Source organism: Sporofaciens sp. SGI.106, assembly GCF_050314255.1.
Taxonomy (GTDB): domain Bacteria; phylum Bacillota; class Clostridia; order Lachnospirales; family Lachnospiraceae; genus Claveliimonas.
This window is the reverse complement of the sequence record NZ_JBNPMZ010000012.1, coordinates 75,218-94,263: the sequence shown is the minus strand read 5'-3', so window position 1 is coordinate 94,263 and position 19,046 is coordinate 75,218. Positions and strand designations below refer to the sequence as shown.

Genomic DNA, 19,046 nt, shown 5'->3' with positions numbered 1-19,046 from the left:
TGTCTTTATAATTGCAGTATACAGGATTTCTTCTTTTCTTTCTGTGATGACATCACAATTCGATAAATATGGATATCCTTTCCAGGTTTTTATAAAAAATAGGCTTCGCCTATTCAACTCCCCTGCCCCTCAATCTTGAGGGGATAGGGGTTTCTTTTTTTTACTTCTTCTTGCATAATAGGTTTATGAATATCTTACAAAAAATCTTTACCGACTATTATGAAGAAATTAAATATACTCTTCATCCCAGAGACACTGAGATGGAAAATATTGATAAAATGATCAACTGTGGTGACCCTGCCTTCGGTGGTGCCATGTACATCTGCACACATTGTGGAAAGTTTAAATTTGTTCCCTTCCGTTGCCATAGTCGCTTTTGTCCTACCTGTGGCAACAAATATGCCATTGGAGAGAACTTTTGCAAGCAATTCCTTTATTGCAGTCTTGCTCACACGCTGGGATTCCTTATTTATGAAAAGATAGGCCCGGTTCTTTGTTTTGTGCATTGGAACCGTAGCATAAATACAAGGATTTTTCTCCATCAGTTCCCACTTGATTGCCTGCTGAAAACAGCTCCTCAGAAGTTTATGGATGTCCCGGATCGTGCTGGTCGATACATACTCATTCATTCTTTTTCCAATCATAGGATTGATCACTGCTGGGGTTTTTAATAGTCTCTGGTAATACTTTTCAATTTTTGATTATATCAACAAAATCATATTTCTACCATAGCAAGGTTTTTTCATTTCCATGTTGTATAAGGGGCTCTCTTTTCCCATATAAGTGAGAGGTTCTTTTTCTAAGTGATTATTCCGGGCCTCCGGCCCACCTAGGCCGCAGTTTAGCGCAGTCAGACCGCGCATCAGCCCATTTGATACAATCCGCGTTTCAGCACATGCTGGTCGCAGATCAGTCCATTTATTAACTCTTACTCATTTTGCCCTTTCGTTCGTTAGAATTATAGAAGGAGTATCGCTCCAAATCTAACTCTAACGAAAGGAGGCCAAAAGAATGGCCAGAAAAATCAATGTGAAGCTCATCATGGAGCTTCGGGATGCAGGATTGTCTCGAAGTGCGATCGCATCCACAAGACACATCTCAAGGCACTCTGTCAGTGAAGTTTTCAACATCGCTGATGAGAAAGGTATCCATTACGATGATATCTGTGTACTTGACGAATCGGAGGTCTATCGCATTTTCTATCCGCAGAAGTTTGCAAACGAGACCATGTACGGAGATCCTGACTACGAGCATGTACATCAGGAACTGAAAAAAGTAGGCGTGACCCTCAAGCTTCTCCATGAGGAGTATGTCGACCGCTGTGAACGGAATGGGGAGATCCCCATGGGCAAGACCAAGTTTAACGAGGGATACGCCGAATTCACTGTCGCCAATCGTCTCACCAACCACCTCGAGCACAAGCCCGGTGAGCGGGCAGAGGTCGATTGGTCCGGACCAACTATGCACTACGTGGACATGAGCACCGGTGAACTGATCACTGTCTATCTGTTCGTCGGAACACTCCCGTACAGCCAGTATTCTTACGTAGAACCGTGTCTGGATATGAAGATGGACACCTTTATCCGGTGCCATATCCGTATGTATGAGTACTTTGGTGGTGCCCCGATACGGACAGTATGCGATAACCTCAAAACGGGTGTCGTGTCTCATCCAAAGGAAGGCGAGATCATTCTGACAGATGATTACGCGGCTCTTGGATCGCATTACATGACCGCAATCATGCCTGCCGGTGTAAGAAAGCCGAAGCAGAAACCATCTGTAGAAAGCACTGTCGGGAAGATTGCAACGTCTATCATCGCCCGATGCCGTAACGACGTGTATTACTCCTTCGCAGAGCTCAAAAAGGCTGTTTCTGACAAGCTCCATAAGTTCAACCACGAGGCATTTCAGAAACGTGAAGGGAGTCGTTATGAGGTGCTGCAGGAAGAACGGGATTTCCTGAGACCGCTTCCTGATGTTCCTTATGAGATTGCAGAGTGGGTCTATGATCGTGCCGTCAACCTCGACTTCCATGTCGTGTACAAGAAAAACAGGTATTCATGCCCGTACCAGTACGCGAAGAAGAAGGTCGACCTCAAAGTAACGGACCGCTTCGTGGAACTTTATCACAAAGGGGAGCGTCTGACGACACACAACCGCTTTCCGGATTACATGAAGAATAAGTATTCCACGCATCCGGAAGACATGCCGCCTGCATTTCGCAACATCGTTCAGTGGGATGACGAGCGGATTAAAAACTGGGCAAGTTCAATCGGGAAATCGACCAGACAGGTCATCGACCGCATCTTTGGCAGCGTCGGTATAAAAGAACAGGGCTATAATCCCTGCCTTGCCATACTCCGCCTCAGCAGAACGTATACAGATGCCCGTCTGGAAACCGCCTGTGAGCTTGCTATCAGCAGAGGGATTAAAGTGCCCCGTTACCATCACCTTAAAGCAATCCTAACAACGAATCAAGACATCAGTTATAAAGAACAGCTGGAAGCCGCTTCCGATTCTTCTGCTGATGACTCCTCCATGGGATATCTCCGCGGTAGCGATTATTACCGGAAGGGAGGGGATTCTGATGCTAAATAATGAGACCAGAAGAAAACTCCGCCTCATGAATGTCGGCGAATTCATTGATGAACTCGAAATACAACAACAGGATCCACAGACGCTGGCTCTTCCCTTTGACGACCGTTTTCAGCTCCTTACAGACGGTGTTTATCAGAGAAAGTATAACGACAAGGTACACCGGTTGATTAAGACTGCAAAGCTCCGGCTCCCAAAGGCAGACATTCACGACATCCTTTACATTGACAAACGACCTCTCAACAGGGGCATTATTGCTGATCTGGCTAGCTGCAGGTTCGTTGACGAATGCCGCAGCGTTGTGTTCCAGGGATATCCTAGTTCTGGGAAAACCTTCTTGGGGTGTGCGATGGCAAAAGAAGCCTGCACACAACTACATAAAACCCGATACATCCGACTCCCTGATCTTCTGGAAGAATACGCTGAGAAATCAGTGCTTCCCGGCGGAAAGAACAAGGTGCTGAACAAATATGCAGCTTTCAAGGTGCTTGTTCTGGATGAATGGCTTATGCCAGAATTGTCTAAAGCAGATGTCGAGTTCATCCTTGAATTAACGGAACGCCGCTTTGACAGTACGTCCACGATTTTCTGTACGCTTTATAAGCGCGAGGACTGGATCAAGCGGCTGCGAGGCGGGACTTATGCCGAGTCCATCGTAGAGCGCTTCGCGCATAACACTACTTGGATCGAAACCGGTGATGTTAATATGCGGCAGCATTTATCACATGCTTGATGACCTGGGCTGAACTGCGACCAGCCTTTGCTAAACGGCGATACCCATGCGCTGAACGCGCTTCAGCGCATGGGCTAATCGCCCGGAATAATCACTAAGAGCAAGATCCACCCGTGTTTAACAGTAGTGCCATTTTGGCAACTGCTCCACTTACGGGTTTTCAGCAAGATATTTTACACTGGTGGAGAAAGCTCTGCGGAAATGAAAGATGAGATCCGGCAGTGTATCTCAGATCTGTTTTCCTTAAGAAAAGAATTATTACAAATGGCAGGTGAATTGCATTGCCATAATCAAACACATTAAAAGCAGAAATGCGAATTATTCCGATGCACTGGAATATCTGCTTTTCCAGCATAATGAAAAAACAGGAAAACCGATTCTGATGATTCCGACAGAAAACTGTTGAGAGAAGAATTCTATATGGACGGACTACATTGTGACCCAATGTCTTTTGACATTTTCTTCGTGCCAGACTTCACTGTTATTCACTTCCATTACCATGCGTTTTAATTCATGGGAGGTCATCTCTCCATTATCCGGAAGAACCAGCATTTCATCCTTGGATTCCACCTTAATCAGACCTTATCTTGTCATTTTAGAAAAGATCTTGTCTTTCACTGTATACTCTTTTCCTGCCATCTTTCCTTTCCATCAAAATAGACATAAGAAAAAGGCCATCTATCGTCTTCACGGTAAATGACCTATCCTAATAATCCCCTTTTTAATTAAATCATTTTGTTTTCATAATCCTGTAATTCATGAAAAATATTATCTACAAACACAATATCCTCAACAATTCGATACATCATAAAATACCTATGTGAGAGAAAATTTATCCTTCGATATCCCAGTTCTTTTAATCGAGGATTATCACACGGCTTCAAACTTCCTGCAACACTTTTGAGGCTCCGAATAGTAGCCTCAAAATCATCCAAAACATTTTTCGCCGCCTGATCACTTTTTTTCACCATAAGCAAATATCGGATGTATTGATTTAAATCTTCTTCCGCTTCTGCTGTTACTACTATTTTATATTCCATACTTTTCCCTCATATCAGCAATAACCGCATCTGCAGATCTATAGTTACCCTTTGATGCAGATACTCTTGATTTCTCCAATTTCTCCAACATCATTTCTTCAGACATGGTAGCATACGGATTATGCTCCACCCGTTTTATTTCAAATGGGAAACCGTTATTTGCAACAGCCTGTGTCAAAAACATCCGAATTGCAGAAGTAGTATCTGTGCCAAGATCTTTAAACAACTGATCTGACTTGCTCTTTAACTCGTCATCAACACGTACTTGAATTGTACTAGCCATTCTTTATTCCTCCATTTCTTTTTAATAATTATAATACAAAATCATTGCTATTTCAATTCATTTGTATTGATTGGTTGTGTAAGTTTACTGTCGGAATAAATGGATTAAATGGATTAACTCGTGACAATTAACAGTTTGCAAAAGGTGTTTAAAAATATACAATATATAAGAGGTGTACAATATGAACGCAAAAAAATGCTTTATTTGGCTCTTGAAAAACTTATTCAGGAAAAAGATTTTAACAAGATAATCATGCAGAATATTATAGAGGAAGCAGAAGTTTCCAGAGGTACATTTTATAAGTATTTTAAAGATAAATACGACTTGGGCAACGCATACTATGACAATTATGTGACTAAAAATATTCTCTCAAAGTACAATGGTAACAACTGGAAAGAACTAACGGAAGAAATATCGAAAATTACCCCTGAGATATTTTATAAATATATATAAGATGCTTTTCTGCAAGAGTATGAATTGCAGAAGTGCATTGGATTTTCATCCGAAGAATAAGTATAGAATCTAATAGAATAATAGGTAATTTTGGTGACAATAGCGATATAACCGAGTTAGATATAAAAAATTTTTCATACTCTAGCGAAGATTTGAGTGGACCGCTTGTAGGAGGGGCCACTAAAACGGCATTACTTTTATCTGTTAACAAACAAAAATTTATCATAAAAAATCCATATTTAAAAACGGATGTCTATGATATGATTGATTTTTTGCGCTTAATAGGTAAAAAAATTGACATCTCTGATAATTCTATTGTCTGCAGTGGAAATGTTATGGCTTCTTCCAATCAGTATATTGAATTTAATCTAACTCAATGCATAAGTGAAATTATAACATATTCCACGTTAGCTTTAATAAATAATACAAATTTGACATTTTTAGATTTAAACAAGAAAACAATTTCGCTAACTTTAAAACCTGAGATAGATATTCTATTGGCAATGGGAGTATCTATAAAATGGGAAAGAAACAATTTACATATACAAAAAAAGGGCGATATCAAAGGCTTAAACATTGAAGTAACCCCTACAACCATCCAAAGTGATCATCAACCTTTTTTTGTTCTGCTTTCTTTATATGGTTCAACTGATTGCTACATCATTGTAATAACTCCGTTTTTCCTGGTGCAAAAAACTTACCAGAGAATCAAGCAATTTTTGAATATTACGATTTAATGCTTCAAAGTATCTCTTCGTACTCTTTTCAAGCCATGGCCCACTTAGATTTTCCTCGAAGGTATTTTGATAGTTGGGAAATTCCTGAAAAAACAATTAATTCAATCCTTGAGCTAATGATAAAGAAAGAGATTTTATTAGAGATTAATACCTCTTCAATTTCTAATGACTGTACAGAACCATTGCCATCATATAATATTATAAAAAAATATATTGAGTTAGGCGGAAAAAAAGTTGTGTTAGGGTCAGATGCACATAATTGTTCGTTTTTAGGCAATGGATACGATTGTATTAGAAAAAACCTGCCTCTAGAATTAGAAATCGGGTATTTTAAAAACCGTGAATTTGTTGGGATAAATTCAAACACTTTTGAATAGAAAATTGTTTGTAATTTTATTTTAGATTTTGGTGAGTTATAACTGAATATAAAATCAATTCTGATGGAACTCTTACCTTAACAGTTGCCATGTTGTCAACAGATCTGAAGACGGACTGTCTATTTGCGCATGAAGTTACTGTACGTCCATTAGAGAATGGGAGGTTCCAATATGTAGGAAACAAAGTAACTTACCAGACGGAATATGGTTTGCCTTTCTGTGAGCCACGAATAACGTGGAACGAACGCTGATAATCCTATCCTGGAAATAATCTAAAAATTGACAAAAATAAAGCTGGCAGTTTTGAAACTGCCAGCTTTATTCTATCTTCTACTATAAGCACTACTGTGTTTCACGATTCGCAGGTGTTCTTAATGTAATCGCATACACAGTTTCCGCTTTTTCATCGATTATGCTTCCGTCGTAATATACAACAATTTCGTCGCCACTCGATAAATCCAAATAACTGTCCTTAAGTTCCACATCTAACGATACTTGGATATTTGGATGGTCAGAATATATTGCATCATCGTCATTGACATTGACCAGAACATATTCATCCGTTACTACCTCAACTGTTCCAACGAATGATGGTTCATTCCCTATGACGTAATTCATACTTTTTGAACAACCTGCTAATGAAATCATCAGTAACACCATTACAAGCATGCTAAAAAATTTTTTCATCACTCCTCACCTCCTTTTTTCATAATTCCTTATCTCTAAGCAGTAAAATATTCGGTCGGTCAAGCCACCCAATACTGTGTTGCGGAAATCCAAGTAGAACCAGAATTGCAAAGATAGAATTTAAGTGTCGTATCATTCCAACCATCTACAACTCTCATATAACTACCGCCAGAATTATATGCTCGATAACCTACACAAATCACCCAATGCCAATCAACAATAGCATTTGCTAATAGGATACCACAAGGACGATCATTTCCGATTGCAGTCTGAATACCAGAGAAACTACCAACAGAACTAGTCTTTAACGTATAACCACGATCAGTGAAATATTCTTTTGCTTCATCGGCAATAGTCATAACCGGACCATTGCCAACAATCTTGTGAACAGCAACAAATGTATCATAGACAGAAGAATTGATTTTCAGATTTGAATAACCGCAATTTGCAAAGTACAATGCAAAATTTGTAACCGCAGTGGCACCACAGTGGTTTTTTGCAATCGAACTAAATTCACCTGTGGTTGCCCAATCTGTGGATGCTGCATTTGCAACCATATCCCAATCATATGTACCGGAGGGCATATCTCCCCAATCAATAAAACCGTAATCACCATCGCTACACACACTGGCATCAGACTGAACAAATTGTCTAAGCTGTGCCAATTGAGCAACGGCGGCATAATTGGCTTCTTCCAAAACAGGATAATAGTCATACAAGTCAGAACTTGCATTAACAGTTCTGGCTTTTACATTGGCAGAGTAAACCTCTGTGGGGTTATTATAAATAATATGTGGGTTGCTTTCAACTTTCAAAATGTCATCAATAAGCTGATTTACACCCTCACCAAACTCAATCACGGATGGATTTTCGATGTTGTTGTTTACAACAGCATAGCCTGTCGGCTCGAAAGACACGTAATAGGCAACGATCTCACCAAATGCATTGTAAAGCGGAAGCACATCATTCTCAGTTGCGCCCGATACAAGAATATCATTTGCAATGTCAGGAGCATTCAACATGGAACTGGCAATGAGTAATGCATCAATTTCTTCAATGGAATTGTCAATCAGCGACACTTCATCGTTTGCATCAATTTCTGCCGCAAACGCAGAAACGCTCATGGAGAAAGCCATAATTACGGCGAGCATCAAGCAAATAATCTTTTTCATAACGTGTTCTCCTTTCATTCATATGGTGTGGAATATCTATGAACCCATATTAACAAAACATTGGAACCCTCTCCTTATTTATGGTTTAACTATAATAACGATTGAGGGTACTAATTTTGGACAGAGGGAAACAATTATTTTAAGAAACTTTTGAAGTTCACAAATTGGCAAGCAGTGTAAACCTGTACAGGTTCACTCATTTTCTCGATTTTCCCTTCGGTGCAATCTTCGCAAATTTGCTTGTTGGGGAAGCATCCCCAATCCCCTTTGAACATCATCTGCCGATGATGGCTACACGATTTTCAATCGTTTCTCAAAGAACAGTAGAATAAAAATTTGCCCATGGTTGAAAGCACCGAAATCGAAAAGCAAAAAAGCAGCCACGATCCGCACCCTTTGGGGAGTGCAGACCGTGGCTTTTTGCTTTAACGGAAGTTCTTCTTTTCCTCTTTCTCTTTCTCTTTTTCCTGCTCTTTCTGCCTGTCGATATTCAAAATCGTTTCAACCGTCCGTTTGGCAATCAGCAGTTCTTCTTTCTCTTTTCTGATCTGACGGTACTCAGCGTAGTCCTGCTTTTTCTGGACTGCCAGCTGATGAAACTCCTCATACAATGATTGCATGGACGGGAGCTTTGTAATCTGCAATTCATCAAAGGCTTGCTTCGCCGCTTTATGAATTGTGATTTCCTGACGGTGTTCTTCAAAGAATTTTTTGCTATATCCAGACTTGCGGTACTCGATATAAATTTGCCTTGTGTTGCGATAATTTTTGATGTGCTGCTGCAACGCCTGAACCTCAACCATACGTTTCTCTGCGACCTTGATAGAATCAGAAAGCGCATCGAACCGGGCAGACAGATTTTCAATATGAGCAGTCAGATCGTCGTAGTTGCCCAAGCCTTTTTCTTTCAGTAGGATTACCGTTCGGGCAGCTTCTTTTCGGTTGAACTTCTTCGCCCACTTTTCATAACCGACCGTCTTGCCCTCGGCCATCTTTGCCTGAATATCAATCAGCATCTGGAACTGCTTCGGGGCAGGAGCCTTGGCAGAGCCGCCTTTTGATTTGTGCAGGTTCTTGCCGGAGATAACCGCTTGAATTTCCTCTTTGCTATATCCTTCGCCCAGGGAACGCAGCCGAATGAAACGCTTCTGATTCTCGCCCTTGAACGCAGGCTGCTTTCCATCCTTGAACTCAAATCCCATGTCAGCCAGAGCCTGAACAAAGCCATCAAAGCTCTTTGGTTTCTGCTTCAGCACCGCATCAATCGCATCACATAATTCGTCACGCTGGGTACGCTTCTTGGGATAAACAGTTCTTTTCTGGCGCTCCCGATACGGCTTCGGTGTAATAATGGACAGCCCGTGTTCCAGGCAAACCATATCACTGAGTCTTTGCACCGCCAGACCGGAAAGAAAGAAGTTTTTGAATTTCCGTGTGGCATCCAGCGAGGTCGAATTATAAATGATATGATTGTGAATGTGGGATTTGTCGATGTGGGTCGCAACGATGAAAGCGTGTTTTCCCTTTGTCCATCGCATCGCTGTTTCATAGCCGACTTGGTTCGCTTCTTCCGGGGTGATTTCTCCCGGCTTAAAGGACTGGCGTATCTGGTATGCGATGATATTGTTCTTCTGCTGTCTGCCGGTAATATGCTGATACTGCCGTTTGGAAAGCAGAAATTCCTCATCTGCTGTCTTTGGATCACACTCATAGGAACTGATAAATTCGCCATCATTGGTTTTTGCGGCATTTTGTGAGTAGTCGGTTCTGTCTGCCAAACATTGAGCGACCGTCTTTCCCTTATTCACATGGAGTGCAATCAATCTTGTCGCTGCCATTCCCATCACTTCCTTCCCAAAAAGAAAAAGCCACCGGTCGGTGACTTTTCTCTGATATTATCTTATGACCTGATAAATGCTCCCAGACTTTCTCCAATATTCTCGACTTTCATAACAGCCCAGACGAGCAAGAACACCGCTGCTATTGTCGCAATTCCAAGAACCACAAGAATAAGCAGGGACTGCCACAAAGCCTTTACAATGCAGTAAATCGCAGATCCGCCAATGACCAAGAGCAATAAACCAATTACATAGGACACAACATTTGTAAGCAGATTTCCAAGAATGCAAATCACTTTTACAACGAACAGCACCGGCAGTGCCAATATCTTCAATACCAGCTTCATAGGCTCAACCCCTTTCTTTTAATTATATTGTACAAGGGTATCTGCCATAACGCAATGATGTCAACCCTTATGTAAAAGCCGCAGCCGAAACTGCGACTTCCCAACAAGTTGTCGGATTACTGGATTGAGGACAGGCGAACAAGAACTTCTCTCATGTCCGTCCAGATCTCCTCCAGCCGTTTTTGCAAATCCTCAATGTCAGCACGATAGATGCTGCCTGTTTCGTTCGCTCGCTTTGCGTACTGGTTCAGGTTGTTGGAGCAGATTCGCAGGAGCGAAACCAGGGCTTTCACATCCTGCAAATCCAGTCTGATACAGTAACCATCCAGAGCCATTTTCCGCAGATAGGCTCCCATGCTGCGGATGCCAAGCTCGTCCATCTTCTCATGGATTCGCTCGACCTCCTCCTTGGATGCAAGGAAATGAACATCCTGATCTCGCTTTGCCATTACAACACCTCCTCACGGGTTTCAGAGTATTTTGCAGGCGGGATATGCTCCGCTTTGGATTTCAGATCAGCCAACACAGAAGGACGCTCTGACTCGCTTCTTTCGTCACGATTTTCCACAGAGTCCTCCATATTCAGGGCTGCATCCAGTTCTGCCAGTCGCTGACTTTTGGCTGTCAGCTCTGCTTCCTGCGGGAACGGTTTTCCAACCTCCGCCTTGGCTGCTTCCTGCTGATTGTAGAGATTATTCAACTGCTCATTGGCTCGTTCTAAGCGCTCAAGGATGCCTGCAAGGGCATTGTCCAGTCGGGTGATATTTCCTCGTGCGTCCGTTCCAAGGGCTACTCTGTGGCTCACAGCGCCCTTCAGGGTCACATCGAACTCGTTCCGGAAACTGTCAAACGAAAGCTCCATCTGAAAGCCACGGTAACTGCCAAGAGGAACCGGATCGGCACTTTTCGTGTCCTTACAAGCCGCAAGGAGGATTTCACCGGCATCTGCCTTTTCGGTGTAGGCTTTGCCCATGATTTCCATGCCGCAAAAGCCATCGGCAATCTGCGGGTGTGCTTCCACGGTTTTAATATCAGCTTCAAAGCCATGAATATAGCCTGTCTGCTTTTCAATCTCAGCCGGGAAGTATTTCAGAAGCTTATCTTCCATACGGTACTGCTGGCTCTGGTGGTCAGCTTTCAGCACCTTCAGCCTTGCCACATCAATGTCCAAGTCCATCTTTTCCTTGATAAGCGGATTGCCGGCACACAGCGCCTTGATCTCCGCATAGGACAGCGCCTGCTCATCCACATCGTCACAGGAGCGAACCGGTGATTTGGAGGTCATAATCTGAGAAATAAACTTCTGCTTGTTTTCCAAGGTCTGATACAGGTAGGCATCGAAGGTTCCCTCGGTCACATACTGATACACCTGAACCTCTTTGTTCCGGTTGCCCTGACGGATGATACGACCGTTTCTCTGGGTCATATCAGACGGACGCCAACCCACATCCAAGTGGTGAACTGCCACCAATTTGTCCTGGACGTTGGTTCCTGCACCCATCTTTTGCGTACTGCCAAGAAGCACTCGCACCTGCCCGGTACGAACCTTGGCAAAGAGGTCTTTTTTCTTTGCCTCGGTATCTGCATCATGGATAAAGGCAACTTCTTCCGCAGGCACACCGTTTGCAATCAGCTTGGTTTTGACATCATCATAGACATTGAAGGTTCCATCATTTTTCGGTGTGCTAAGGTCGCAGAACACCAACTGGGTCAATTTGTCAGCCTGACCGTCCTGCCAGATACGCAGGATATTTCCCACGCAGGCATTGAGCTTGCTGTCAGGGTCATCGGGTAACAGGGTGTTCATTAGCCGCTGATCCAGTCCCAATTTTCGTCCGTCGCTGGTAATCTTGAGCATATTATCGACGGACGGGTCTACAATACCGGCATGAACATCTGCTGCTCTCTCTGAAAGGGAAGCCACCATATCCTTCTGGTACTCAGAGGGCTGAACCACAACCGTTTCAAACTTTGCTTCGGGAACAGGGAGATGCAACTGGTCAGAGGTCTTGATGTCGGCAACCTCCTTGAACATATTCATCAGTTCAGGCAGGTTGAAGAACTTCGCAAATCGGGTTCTGGCACGATAGCCGGTTCCCTCCGGTGCAAGCTCAATCGCAGTTGTTGTTTCTCCGAAGGTCGATGCCCAGGAATCAAAATGGGTCAGGTTCTTTTGCTGGAGCGTACTGTACTGGAGATAGCGCATGACCGTATAAAGCTCGGTCATCGAGTTACTTACTGGAGTACCGGTTGCAAAGATCACACCACGCCCGCCGGTCAGCTCATCCATATAGCGGCACTTCATAAACATATCCGAAGATTTCTGGGCTTCGGAGGTGGACAGACCTGCCACATTTCGCATTTTTGTGTAGAGGAACAAATTCTTGAACGCATGGCTTTCGTCCACAAACAGCCGGTCTACACCCAACTGCTCAAAGGTAATGACATCATCTTTCTTGTCAGCGGCAAGGAGCTTGTCCAGTCTGGCTTCCAATGATTTTCGTGTTTTCTCCATCTGCTTGATCGTGAAGTTTTCGCCACGCTGCCATTTCAGCTCCGCAATCGCACCCTCGATCTCATCAATCTGCTCCCGCAGCTGCCGTTCCTGTCGTTCGGCAGAAAGCGGGATTTTTTCAAACTGGCTGTGACCGATGATGACTGCATCATAGTCACCCGTTGCGATACGAGCGCAGAACTTCTTACGGTTTGCTGTTTCAAAATCCTTCTTGGTGGCAACAAGGAGCTTGGCACTCGGATAGAGGTGCAGGAACTCGTTTGCCCACTGTAAGGTCAAGTGATTCGGCACAACGAACAGGGATTTCTGGCTCAATCCAAGCCGTTTACTCTCCATAGCCGATGCAGCCATCTCGAAGGTCTTGCCCGCACCAACTTCGTGTGCAAGCAGCGTATTTCCACCATATAGCACATGAGCGATAGCATTTCTCTGGTGTTCACGGAGGGTAATATCCGGGTTCATGCCGCCGAAACGGATATGAGAGCCATCATACTCACGAGGTCTGGTGGAGTTAAAAAGTTCGTTGTACTTGGTGGAAAGGGTTTCTCGTCTGTGCGGATCTCTCCAAATCCAATCTCGGAACGCATCCTTGATTGCCTGCTGTTTCTGCTGTGCCAGGGTAGTTTCTTTTTTATTGAGGACACGCTTCTGCTTACCATCTGCATCTTCAATCGTATCATAGATACGAATATCCTTCAGATTCAGCGTTTCCTCCAGAATCCGATATGCGTTGGCTCGCTCTGTACCGTAGGTGACATACGCCGCCACATCGTTGTAGTTGGGAGAACTCTTACCGTTGATGCGCCACTCTGCGGTCAGCTCGGAGAACTTGACCTCAATGGAACGGCGCAAGTAATACGGCGTTTCAAAGGTTTCCTCCATGAACTGCTGAATATAATCGGCATCAATCCATGTTGCACCCAAACGCACATCAATCTCGGACGCATCCAAGTCCTTCGGCTGTGCTTTCTGCAAGGCTTCCACATTGATGTGGAAGGAAGAATCCCTGTCTGCCGCCATCTGTGCGACACGCAGCTTGCTTCTTACATCACCGGAAAGGTAATCATCGGCAGTCTGCCATCCAACTTCCACAGCATCGGGAGCCATCGGGTCTTTGAAGATCACCCCTCGAAGCTCTGCCTGAATCGCATCGTATTCTCCAGGTGTTCCAAGCAGCTGTGCCATAAACGGCAAATCCACCTTGCCACGCTCACCGATAGAGATTGCCAGAGCTTCGGACGGCGTATCCACGCTCGTCACTCTGCGTTCCGGCTTGATGGTTCGCTTGGTGAACATATCCGCCTTGCTTTTCAGATTGCCGTCCTCATCCACATTTTCCAGAGAACACAGGAGATAGTAGGAGGAATCGTCAGCAAATGCCTGACCATTGGCTCGATTATTGATAAGCCCGTTCTTTGCGGCAAACGCATCGTAGGCATCATTCAGTTCTGCCTGTTTCTGAGTAATCATTTCATCCGGGTAATCCTCAAGCTGATATTCGATCAGCTCGTTGACGATACCACGAAGTTCCACCATGCCCATCACACGGTCTTTTGCTTTCTCATTCAGGTCTACACGGCGCATCAGGGAGTTTTCACGGAAGTACACATTGCCATCCACCACGGTATAAGAGAAATTCTTTACATCCGGGGTTGCAGGAATGGTTTCGATTTCCTTACCCTTGTCAGCTTCGGGAAGCTCCACAGCCTGATAGGTTCCTTGGATGTGGGAAACTGCTTCTTTCAGAAGTTCGGACAGTTCCATGCCCTCAATGGGACGCACTGTAATGTCCATGCCGTAGGCGGTACTTTCTTCCACCGTATCGCCCAGAACCATTTCAGGATGAGCGACAAAGTAGCTGTTCATGGTGTGTCCTTCTTCGGTGCGGTCAAGGTTTACCCATTCCGGTACAATGTCAATCGGATGGTCACGCTTTTGCAGGAACAGGATGTCGGACACGACTTCCGTGCCTGCGTTTTTCTTAAAGGCATCGTTTGGCAGACGGATTGCACCAAGCAGTTCCGCCCTCTGCGCCATATATCGCCTTGCGTCAGAGTTCTTGGAATCCATGGTGTAACGGCTTGTCACAAAAGCGACCACACCACCGGGACGAACCTGATCCAAAGCCTTGGCAAAGAAATAGTTGTGAATGGAGAATCCCAGCTTGTCATACGGCTTGTCGGACACTTTGTAGTTGCCGAAAGGGACATTACCCACAGCCAGATCGTAAAAGTCTCGGCGGTCTGTCGTTTCAAAACCGGCTACTTTGATTTCTGCGTTGGGATAGAGCTTCTGAGCAATTCTGCCGGTGATGGAATCCAGTTCCACACCATACAAACGGCTGCTCTGCATTTCAGGAGGGAGCATACCAAAGAAGTTGCCGATACCCATAGCAGGCTCCAGAATATTTCCTGTTTCAAAGCCCATCTGTCCGACCGCATCGTAGATGGAGCGAATGACCGTAGGGCTGGTGTAATGTGCGTTCAGGGTGGAAGCTCTTGCCGCAGCATATTCATCTTCGGAAAGCAGGTTTTTCAGTGTCTGATACTCCTTCGCCCAATTTCCCTTGTCCGGGTCAAAGGCATCTGCCAGACCGCCCCAACCGACATAATTCGACAAAATCTCCTGTTCTTCGGTAGTGGCGTTCCTGTTCTCGCTTTCCAGTTTGAACAGAGTTTCAATGGCTGCGATGTTTCTTGCGAATTTCTGCTTCGGTCCACCTTCACCGATGTTGTCATCCGTGATGTGGAAGTTCACCGCAGGAACAGGTGGGATTTCTCTGGTGGTGATGGACTGCTCAAGCTGAGCGATAATGTCCATGACTTCGGCATTCTGCCATCCGTCCACCTGGGCATAATCCTGAATGATGGTGTCCTTTCCATCTACGCACTGTACGAAGTCCAGACTACCCGGCAGATCTCTGGTATTCATTGCACCCAGGGCTTTTCTCTGCGTGTCAGGAAGTGCATAGTAGGCTCGCAGGGCATCATCAAAGGAACTGTATTCCTTGATGTCCAGCGCACCCCGCTTCTGAATGTCCTCGGCAACATAAAAATGATCGATGAAGTGTTCCGGTTCCTGCTGTTCGGGTTCCGCACTGGCTCTGACCTGTGCGTGTGCCTTTTCGTCAGGGTAGTCCCCATAGATACGGATGCACTTATGCTCCTGCTGATCGTAAACGGCAGCACCATCGTACTTGAATCCGTCATCCTCCATGGTTCCGTCCACATAGCCCTGGGCAGCTTTTTCCGCTTCTTCCAGAGTGTAGTAGTCCAGTTTATCATCGAAGCCGTTTTCAAAGTGATGGTAGGCGGCAACCAGATAGCGGGGAGCCATGCGCTCCTCGTAGCTGTTAATCATCTCAGGTGTCAGCCATTCTGGTTTGTCGGGAATCATTTCATACAGCTCACGCATCTTGGCAATCTGTGCATGGCGGTTGCCTGCCCACAGATGCTTTTCGCTGTGCTGTCCTGCACCAAGGAAGTATTCGCAGTCCATACGCAGACGGTCTAACAGCTGATACTCAGGGGTGTAGTCCCTCGGTTCGGTTTTGCCCAGAAAATCCTCTGTAACGGGCTTTTCTTCGGTTTGGGCATCAACCCTTACCGCATGGTTTCTTTCGTCCTGAGAGAGCATACGCTCGAAATTCTCACGATTCTCGGCACGGAAGATGGGATAAGCAAGCGTAGGGTCACGCAGCTGAACTTCTCTGTCCGTGATCTGCTCCACACGGAAAGCTGTATCGTCCAGATATACCGTGTCACCGACCTGATAATTCCATTTCGGTTCCTCGGAAGCAGATGCTTCCACAACTTCGGCAGGCTCTGCCACAGGCGCTTCTGGCTGAACCGACTCCATCGCAGCTACGGACTGACGAACTTCCTCCAAATAGTCATTGGCAAGCCATTCGTCCGTGAAGTATTCCGTAACGCCTTCCGGGTCTACATAGTAGTCATCGGTCTGATTATCCCAGATCGCATACTCGCCATCCTCGGTATCAATCACTGCGAAACGGTCATAAACATCTTCCAACGGATCAGTTTTAGCTTCTTCGATAGCCTGTCGTTCCGCTTCTTCCTCCGGGCTGAGGTAGCGTCCCTTTCGTATCAGACCGTCGATTCTCTGCACCACCTGCGCCCAGGACATCTGCAATTTATCGCAACCGCTCTTGGTGTAAGCAACACCCTTGGCATCGTGATCCTGACCGCTGTGCGTTGCACCAGAGCAGGCATGGGAATGACCACCGGTTCCGTATTCATGCTTCAGGAAGTCCATCTTTTCCTTGGCAGAATGATTCTCCTGCCAGTAGTTATAAATACGGGCTTTACCACCGGAAAAGCCGCTTCCACGGGTCAAGTCTGCATTGACTTCATCATCCGTAATGAACTGGCGGACAAGGGGCATCTGCATCATATCGGTCTGATACTCACGCAAAGGCATATTCAACTCATACAGCTGTTTCTGAATGAGATTCAGCTTGTGATAGTGAAAACGAAGCAGATCGGGATTTTCCGCAAGGGTTTTTCTAAATTCCGAATACTGCTGTACCAAGGTTGCGTGGAAACGAGGGTCATCCAACTTTTCAGCCAAGTCTGCGGTTTCGTCAGGGAAACCACGAAACGGTTCCTGATGAAGAATTGCCAGATAGTTGCTGGAACGGGCTTCTTCACTCAAATCGTGATAAAGATGCCACAGGGATTCTGCCAACTTCTGACGCTCATATCCGGATGCTTCTACCAGTTCCACATTAGTTGCGAACCGACCATTTTCAAGCAGTTCTCCAATGCGCTCGGCAACCGTTTCCCAAGAAACGATCTGCGCTCTGGGGCTGTCAATGGCAGAGGAACCTTTGGCAAGGTGGATACCGTCCTCGGCATACCACGCACAGATATTCCCGCTATCTTCTTTCAGACCATAGCCGCCGTGATAGACCTGCTTTAAGGTCTGAACGATTTCTTCCAACGGCTTCTGCTTCATATATTCCAGCGCTACGACTTTTCGGGCTTCATCGGTATTGCTACCAAGCAGAAGGAAGTGGTCGATTTCTTCCTGGGCAAAAGAAAAAGCAGAGGGCGTAAAGCTCTCTGCTCGGTCGATAAAACTGATTTGTTCATTTTCGGAGAGGAAAAGGTTCAGACTCAGCTGTTGATAAGCTCCGTCATCACGACTTCCTCCGCCTGTGCTTTCAGGCTGTTCATGTGCTGCACCCACGCCATCTGCTGCGTTTCCTTGTCCGGTGCGGGGCTGTCCTTCAGGTACTGCTCCATCAGAAACTCCACTCTGGCTTTCGCTGTTTCCTCGATCTCCCACAGGTGCGGGAACAGGCTCTCCGTCAGAATCATGTCGTTCAGGAGCATCGGATTGTTCTGTTCCAAAAATGCTCGACGCATCCTGCCGTACTTGCCCAGAGGTTTCTCTCCCTCGTTCTCCAACTGAAGGTTCGGAATCTGATAATCTCCGGCCTGTCTGTAAGTCATCTCGCTCATAATCTGTACTCCTTTCGGTAGCTTTAATCTGCTCATGTTCTCCAATCGCTTTTTCGATTTCCTGAAACATCCTTGTGCTGATGGCATTCACCGCAGTACCAAGGGCATTTACCGTCTGTCTGGTGTTAAAATCAAACACCTTCTGGAAATCCTCATGCTCGAAGTAGTTGTCGGGACTTTCCACGAACCGGCAATACATCGTATAGGATACGCTGTTTGCCACCGCATTTTTGAAAGCTACTTCGATGTTGAGTTCATCATACTCCTCAAGGAAGCTGTTGGCAACGATGTCGAGGAACTGCTTTTTGTAATCGTCCCAATACTCAGCCGCCAGTGCGGATGCAATATCTTCAAGCTGTGCTTCCAGTACCCCGTCAGCGGCAACACCGAAGGTACGCTCCATCGCTTCCATGACATAGGAGCGGTTTTCAGGCGTCACCTCCCACGGTTTCAGTTCCGGGGAAGAACGGCGAACGCCGGTATCCGCCACATCAAACACATAGCGCAGATACGGTTTATCCCTGTTCATCACAAACAGAGCAATGCCGGTAGAGCCACGCTTTACATATCTGCGGTAATTTTCAGCGTTCCAGTCCTCATAGGGCTTGCAAAAGGTCGCATTGGGGCGCTGAGCATAAATCATCACCTGTTCCGGATAGGTGAACTCATAGTTGCGGGACATCGTTCTCAAAAACGAAGTCCAGTTATCTGTGTTCGAGGTGATTTTCCCAATCGTTTCTTTTGCTAATCCGGAATAAAATCGCTCTTTTGCGTTCATTGTAT

At 45.3% G+C, this 19,046-nt stretch carries 15 protein-coding genes and 1 pseudogene; 7 read left to right on the top strand and 9 right to left on the bottom strand.

What is annotated here, in order from left to right; all coding sequences use genetic code 11:
- Nucleotides 1-185: 185 nt before the first annotated feature.
- The 3 genes and pseudogenes from ACQRCC_RS10150 to ACQRCC_RS10140 form a co-directional block, all read left to right on the top strand.
- Nucleotides 186-452: pseudogene (locus ACQRCC_RS10150) on the top strand (transposase zinc-binding domain-containing protein); the annotation flags it as partial.
- Nucleotides 453-1,011: 559 nt separating this feature from the next.
- Nucleotides 1,012-2,598: an IS21 family transposase gene (gene istA / locus ACQRCC_RS10145; RefSeq protein ID WP_427850663.1), complete on the top strand. Its 1,587-nt coding sequence runs from the start codon at nucleotides 1,012-1,014 to the stop codon at nucleotides 2,596-2,598.
- Nucleotides 2,588-3,328: an ATP-binding protein gene (locus ACQRCC_RS10140; protein ID WP_427850662.1), complete on the top strand. Its 741-nt coding sequence runs from the start codon at nucleotides 2,588-2,590 to the stop codon at nucleotides 3,326-3,328. Before istA ends, ACQRCC_RS10140 begins: the two co-directional genes overlap by 11 nt.
- Nucleotides 3,329-3,757: 429 nt before the next feature.
- On the opposite strand, the gene ACQRCC_RS10135 is transcribed toward ACQRCC_RS10140, so the two are convergent.
- The 3 genes from ACQRCC_RS10135 to ACQRCC_RS10125 all read right to left on the bottom strand — a co-directional run bounded on the left by ACQRCC_RS10135 (nucleotide 3,758) and on the right by ACQRCC_RS10125 (nucleotide 4,651).
- On the bottom strand, nucleotides 3,758-3,898 hold the full coding sequence (locus ACQRCC_RS10135; RefSeq protein ID WP_427850661.1) for a hypothetical protein: 141 nt from the start codon (nucleotides 3,896-3,898) through the stop codon (nucleotides 3,758-3,760).
- 155 nt (nucleotides 3,899-4,053) lie between these two features.
- A complete protein-coding gene (locus ACQRCC_RS10130) occupies nucleotides 4,054-4,368 on the bottom strand; it encodes a type II toxin-antitoxin system RelE/ParE family toxin (protein WP_427850660.1) in 315 nt (104 codons plus the stop codon).
- Nucleotides 4,358-4,651, bottom strand: a complete 294-nt coding sequence (locus tag ACQRCC_RS10125; protein ID WP_427850659.1) for a type II toxin-antitoxin system RelB/DinJ family antitoxin — start codon at nucleotides 4,649-4,651, stop codon at nucleotides 4,358-4,360. The genes ACQRCC_RS10130 and ACQRCC_RS10125 overlap by 11 nt, the downstream gene beginning before the upstream one ends.
- A gap of 120 nt (nucleotides 4,652-4,771) precedes the next feature.
- Here ACQRCC_RS10125 and ACQRCC_RS10120 point away from each other — a divergent pair, with 120 nt between their 5' ends.
- The 4 genes from ACQRCC_RS10120 to ACQRCC_RS10105 all read left to right on the top strand — a co-directional run bounded on the left by ACQRCC_RS10120 (nucleotide 4,772) and on the right by ACQRCC_RS10105 (nucleotide 6,469).
- On the top strand, nucleotides 4,772-5,104 hold the full coding sequence (locus ACQRCC_RS10120; protein WP_427850658.1) for a TetR/AcrR family transcriptional regulator: 333 nt from the start codon (nucleotides 4,772-4,774) through the stop codon (nucleotides 5,102-5,104).
- Nucleotides 5,105-5,136: 32 nt separating this feature from the next.
- Nucleotides 5,137-5,841 (top strand): hypothetical protein, encoded by a 705-nt coding sequence (locus tag ACQRCC_RS10115; RefSeq protein ID WP_427850657.1) that lies wholly within the window; start codon nucleotides 5,137-5,139, stop codon nucleotides 5,839-5,841.
- Between the two features lie 116 nt (nucleotides 5,842-5,957).
- Nucleotides 5,958-6,218 carry a hypothetical protein gene (locus ACQRCC_RS10110; RefSeq protein ID WP_221400431.1) on the top strand — a complete coding sequence of 87 codons (261 nt, stop codon included), beginning with the start codon at nucleotides 5,958-5,960 and terminating at the stop codon, nucleotides 6,216-6,218.
- Nucleotides 6,219-6,256: 38 nt separating this feature from the next.
- Entirely contained in the window at nucleotides 6,257-6,469 is a 213-nt protein-coding gene (locus ACQRCC_RS10105) for a DUF6070 family protein (RefSeq protein WP_221400448.1), read from the top strand.
- 91 nt (nucleotides 6,470-6,560) lie between these two features.
- Here ACQRCC_RS10105 and ACQRCC_RS10100 read toward each other — a convergent pair whose 3' ends face one another.
- The 6 genes from ACQRCC_RS10100 to ACQRCC_RS10075 all read right to left on the bottom strand — a co-directional run bounded on the left by ACQRCC_RS10100 (nucleotide 6,561) and on the right by ACQRCC_RS10075 (nucleotide 19,041).
- Nucleotides 6,561-6,836, bottom strand: coding sequence for a hypothetical protein (locus ACQRCC_RS10100; RefSeq protein ID WP_427850656.1), 276 nt, complete (start codon nucleotides 6,834-6,836; stop codon nucleotides 6,561-6,563).
- 128 nt (nucleotides 6,837-6,964) lie between these two features.
- Entirely contained in the window at nucleotides 6,965-8,077 is a 1,113-nt protein-coding gene (locus ACQRCC_RS10095) for a hypothetical protein (RefSeq protein ID WP_171332421.1), read from the bottom strand.
- 425 nt (nucleotides 8,078-8,502) lie between these two features.
- A complete protein-coding gene (locus ACQRCC_RS10090) occupies nucleotides 8,503-9,915 on the bottom strand; it encodes a relaxase/mobilization nuclease domain-containing protein (RefSeq protein WP_002578945.1) in 1,413 nt (470 codons plus the stop codon).
- A 62-nt stretch (nucleotides 9,916-9,977) separates the two neighbouring features.
- Nucleotides 9,978-10,262 (bottom strand): hypothetical protein, encoded by a 285-nt coding sequence (locus ACQRCC_RS10085; RefSeq protein ID WP_002578946.1) that lies wholly within the window; start codon nucleotides 10,260-10,262, stop codon nucleotides 9,978-9,980.
- A 116-nt stretch (nucleotides 10,263-10,378) separates the two neighbouring features.
- Complete coding sequence (locus tag ACQRCC_RS10080) at nucleotides 10,379-10,711, bottom strand: plasmid mobilization protein (protein ID WP_002578947.1); 333 nt, start codon at nucleotides 10,709-10,711, stop codon at nucleotides 10,379-10,381.
- On the bottom strand, nucleotides 10,711-19,041 hold the full coding sequence (locus ACQRCC_RS10075) for an LPD11 domain-containing protein (protein WP_002304391.1): 8,331 nt from the start codon (nucleotides 19,039-19,041) through the stop codon (nucleotides 10,711-10,713). The genes ACQRCC_RS10080 and ACQRCC_RS10075 overlap by 1 nt, the downstream gene beginning before the upstream one ends.
- Nucleotides 19,042-19,046: the final 5 nt, after the last annotated feature.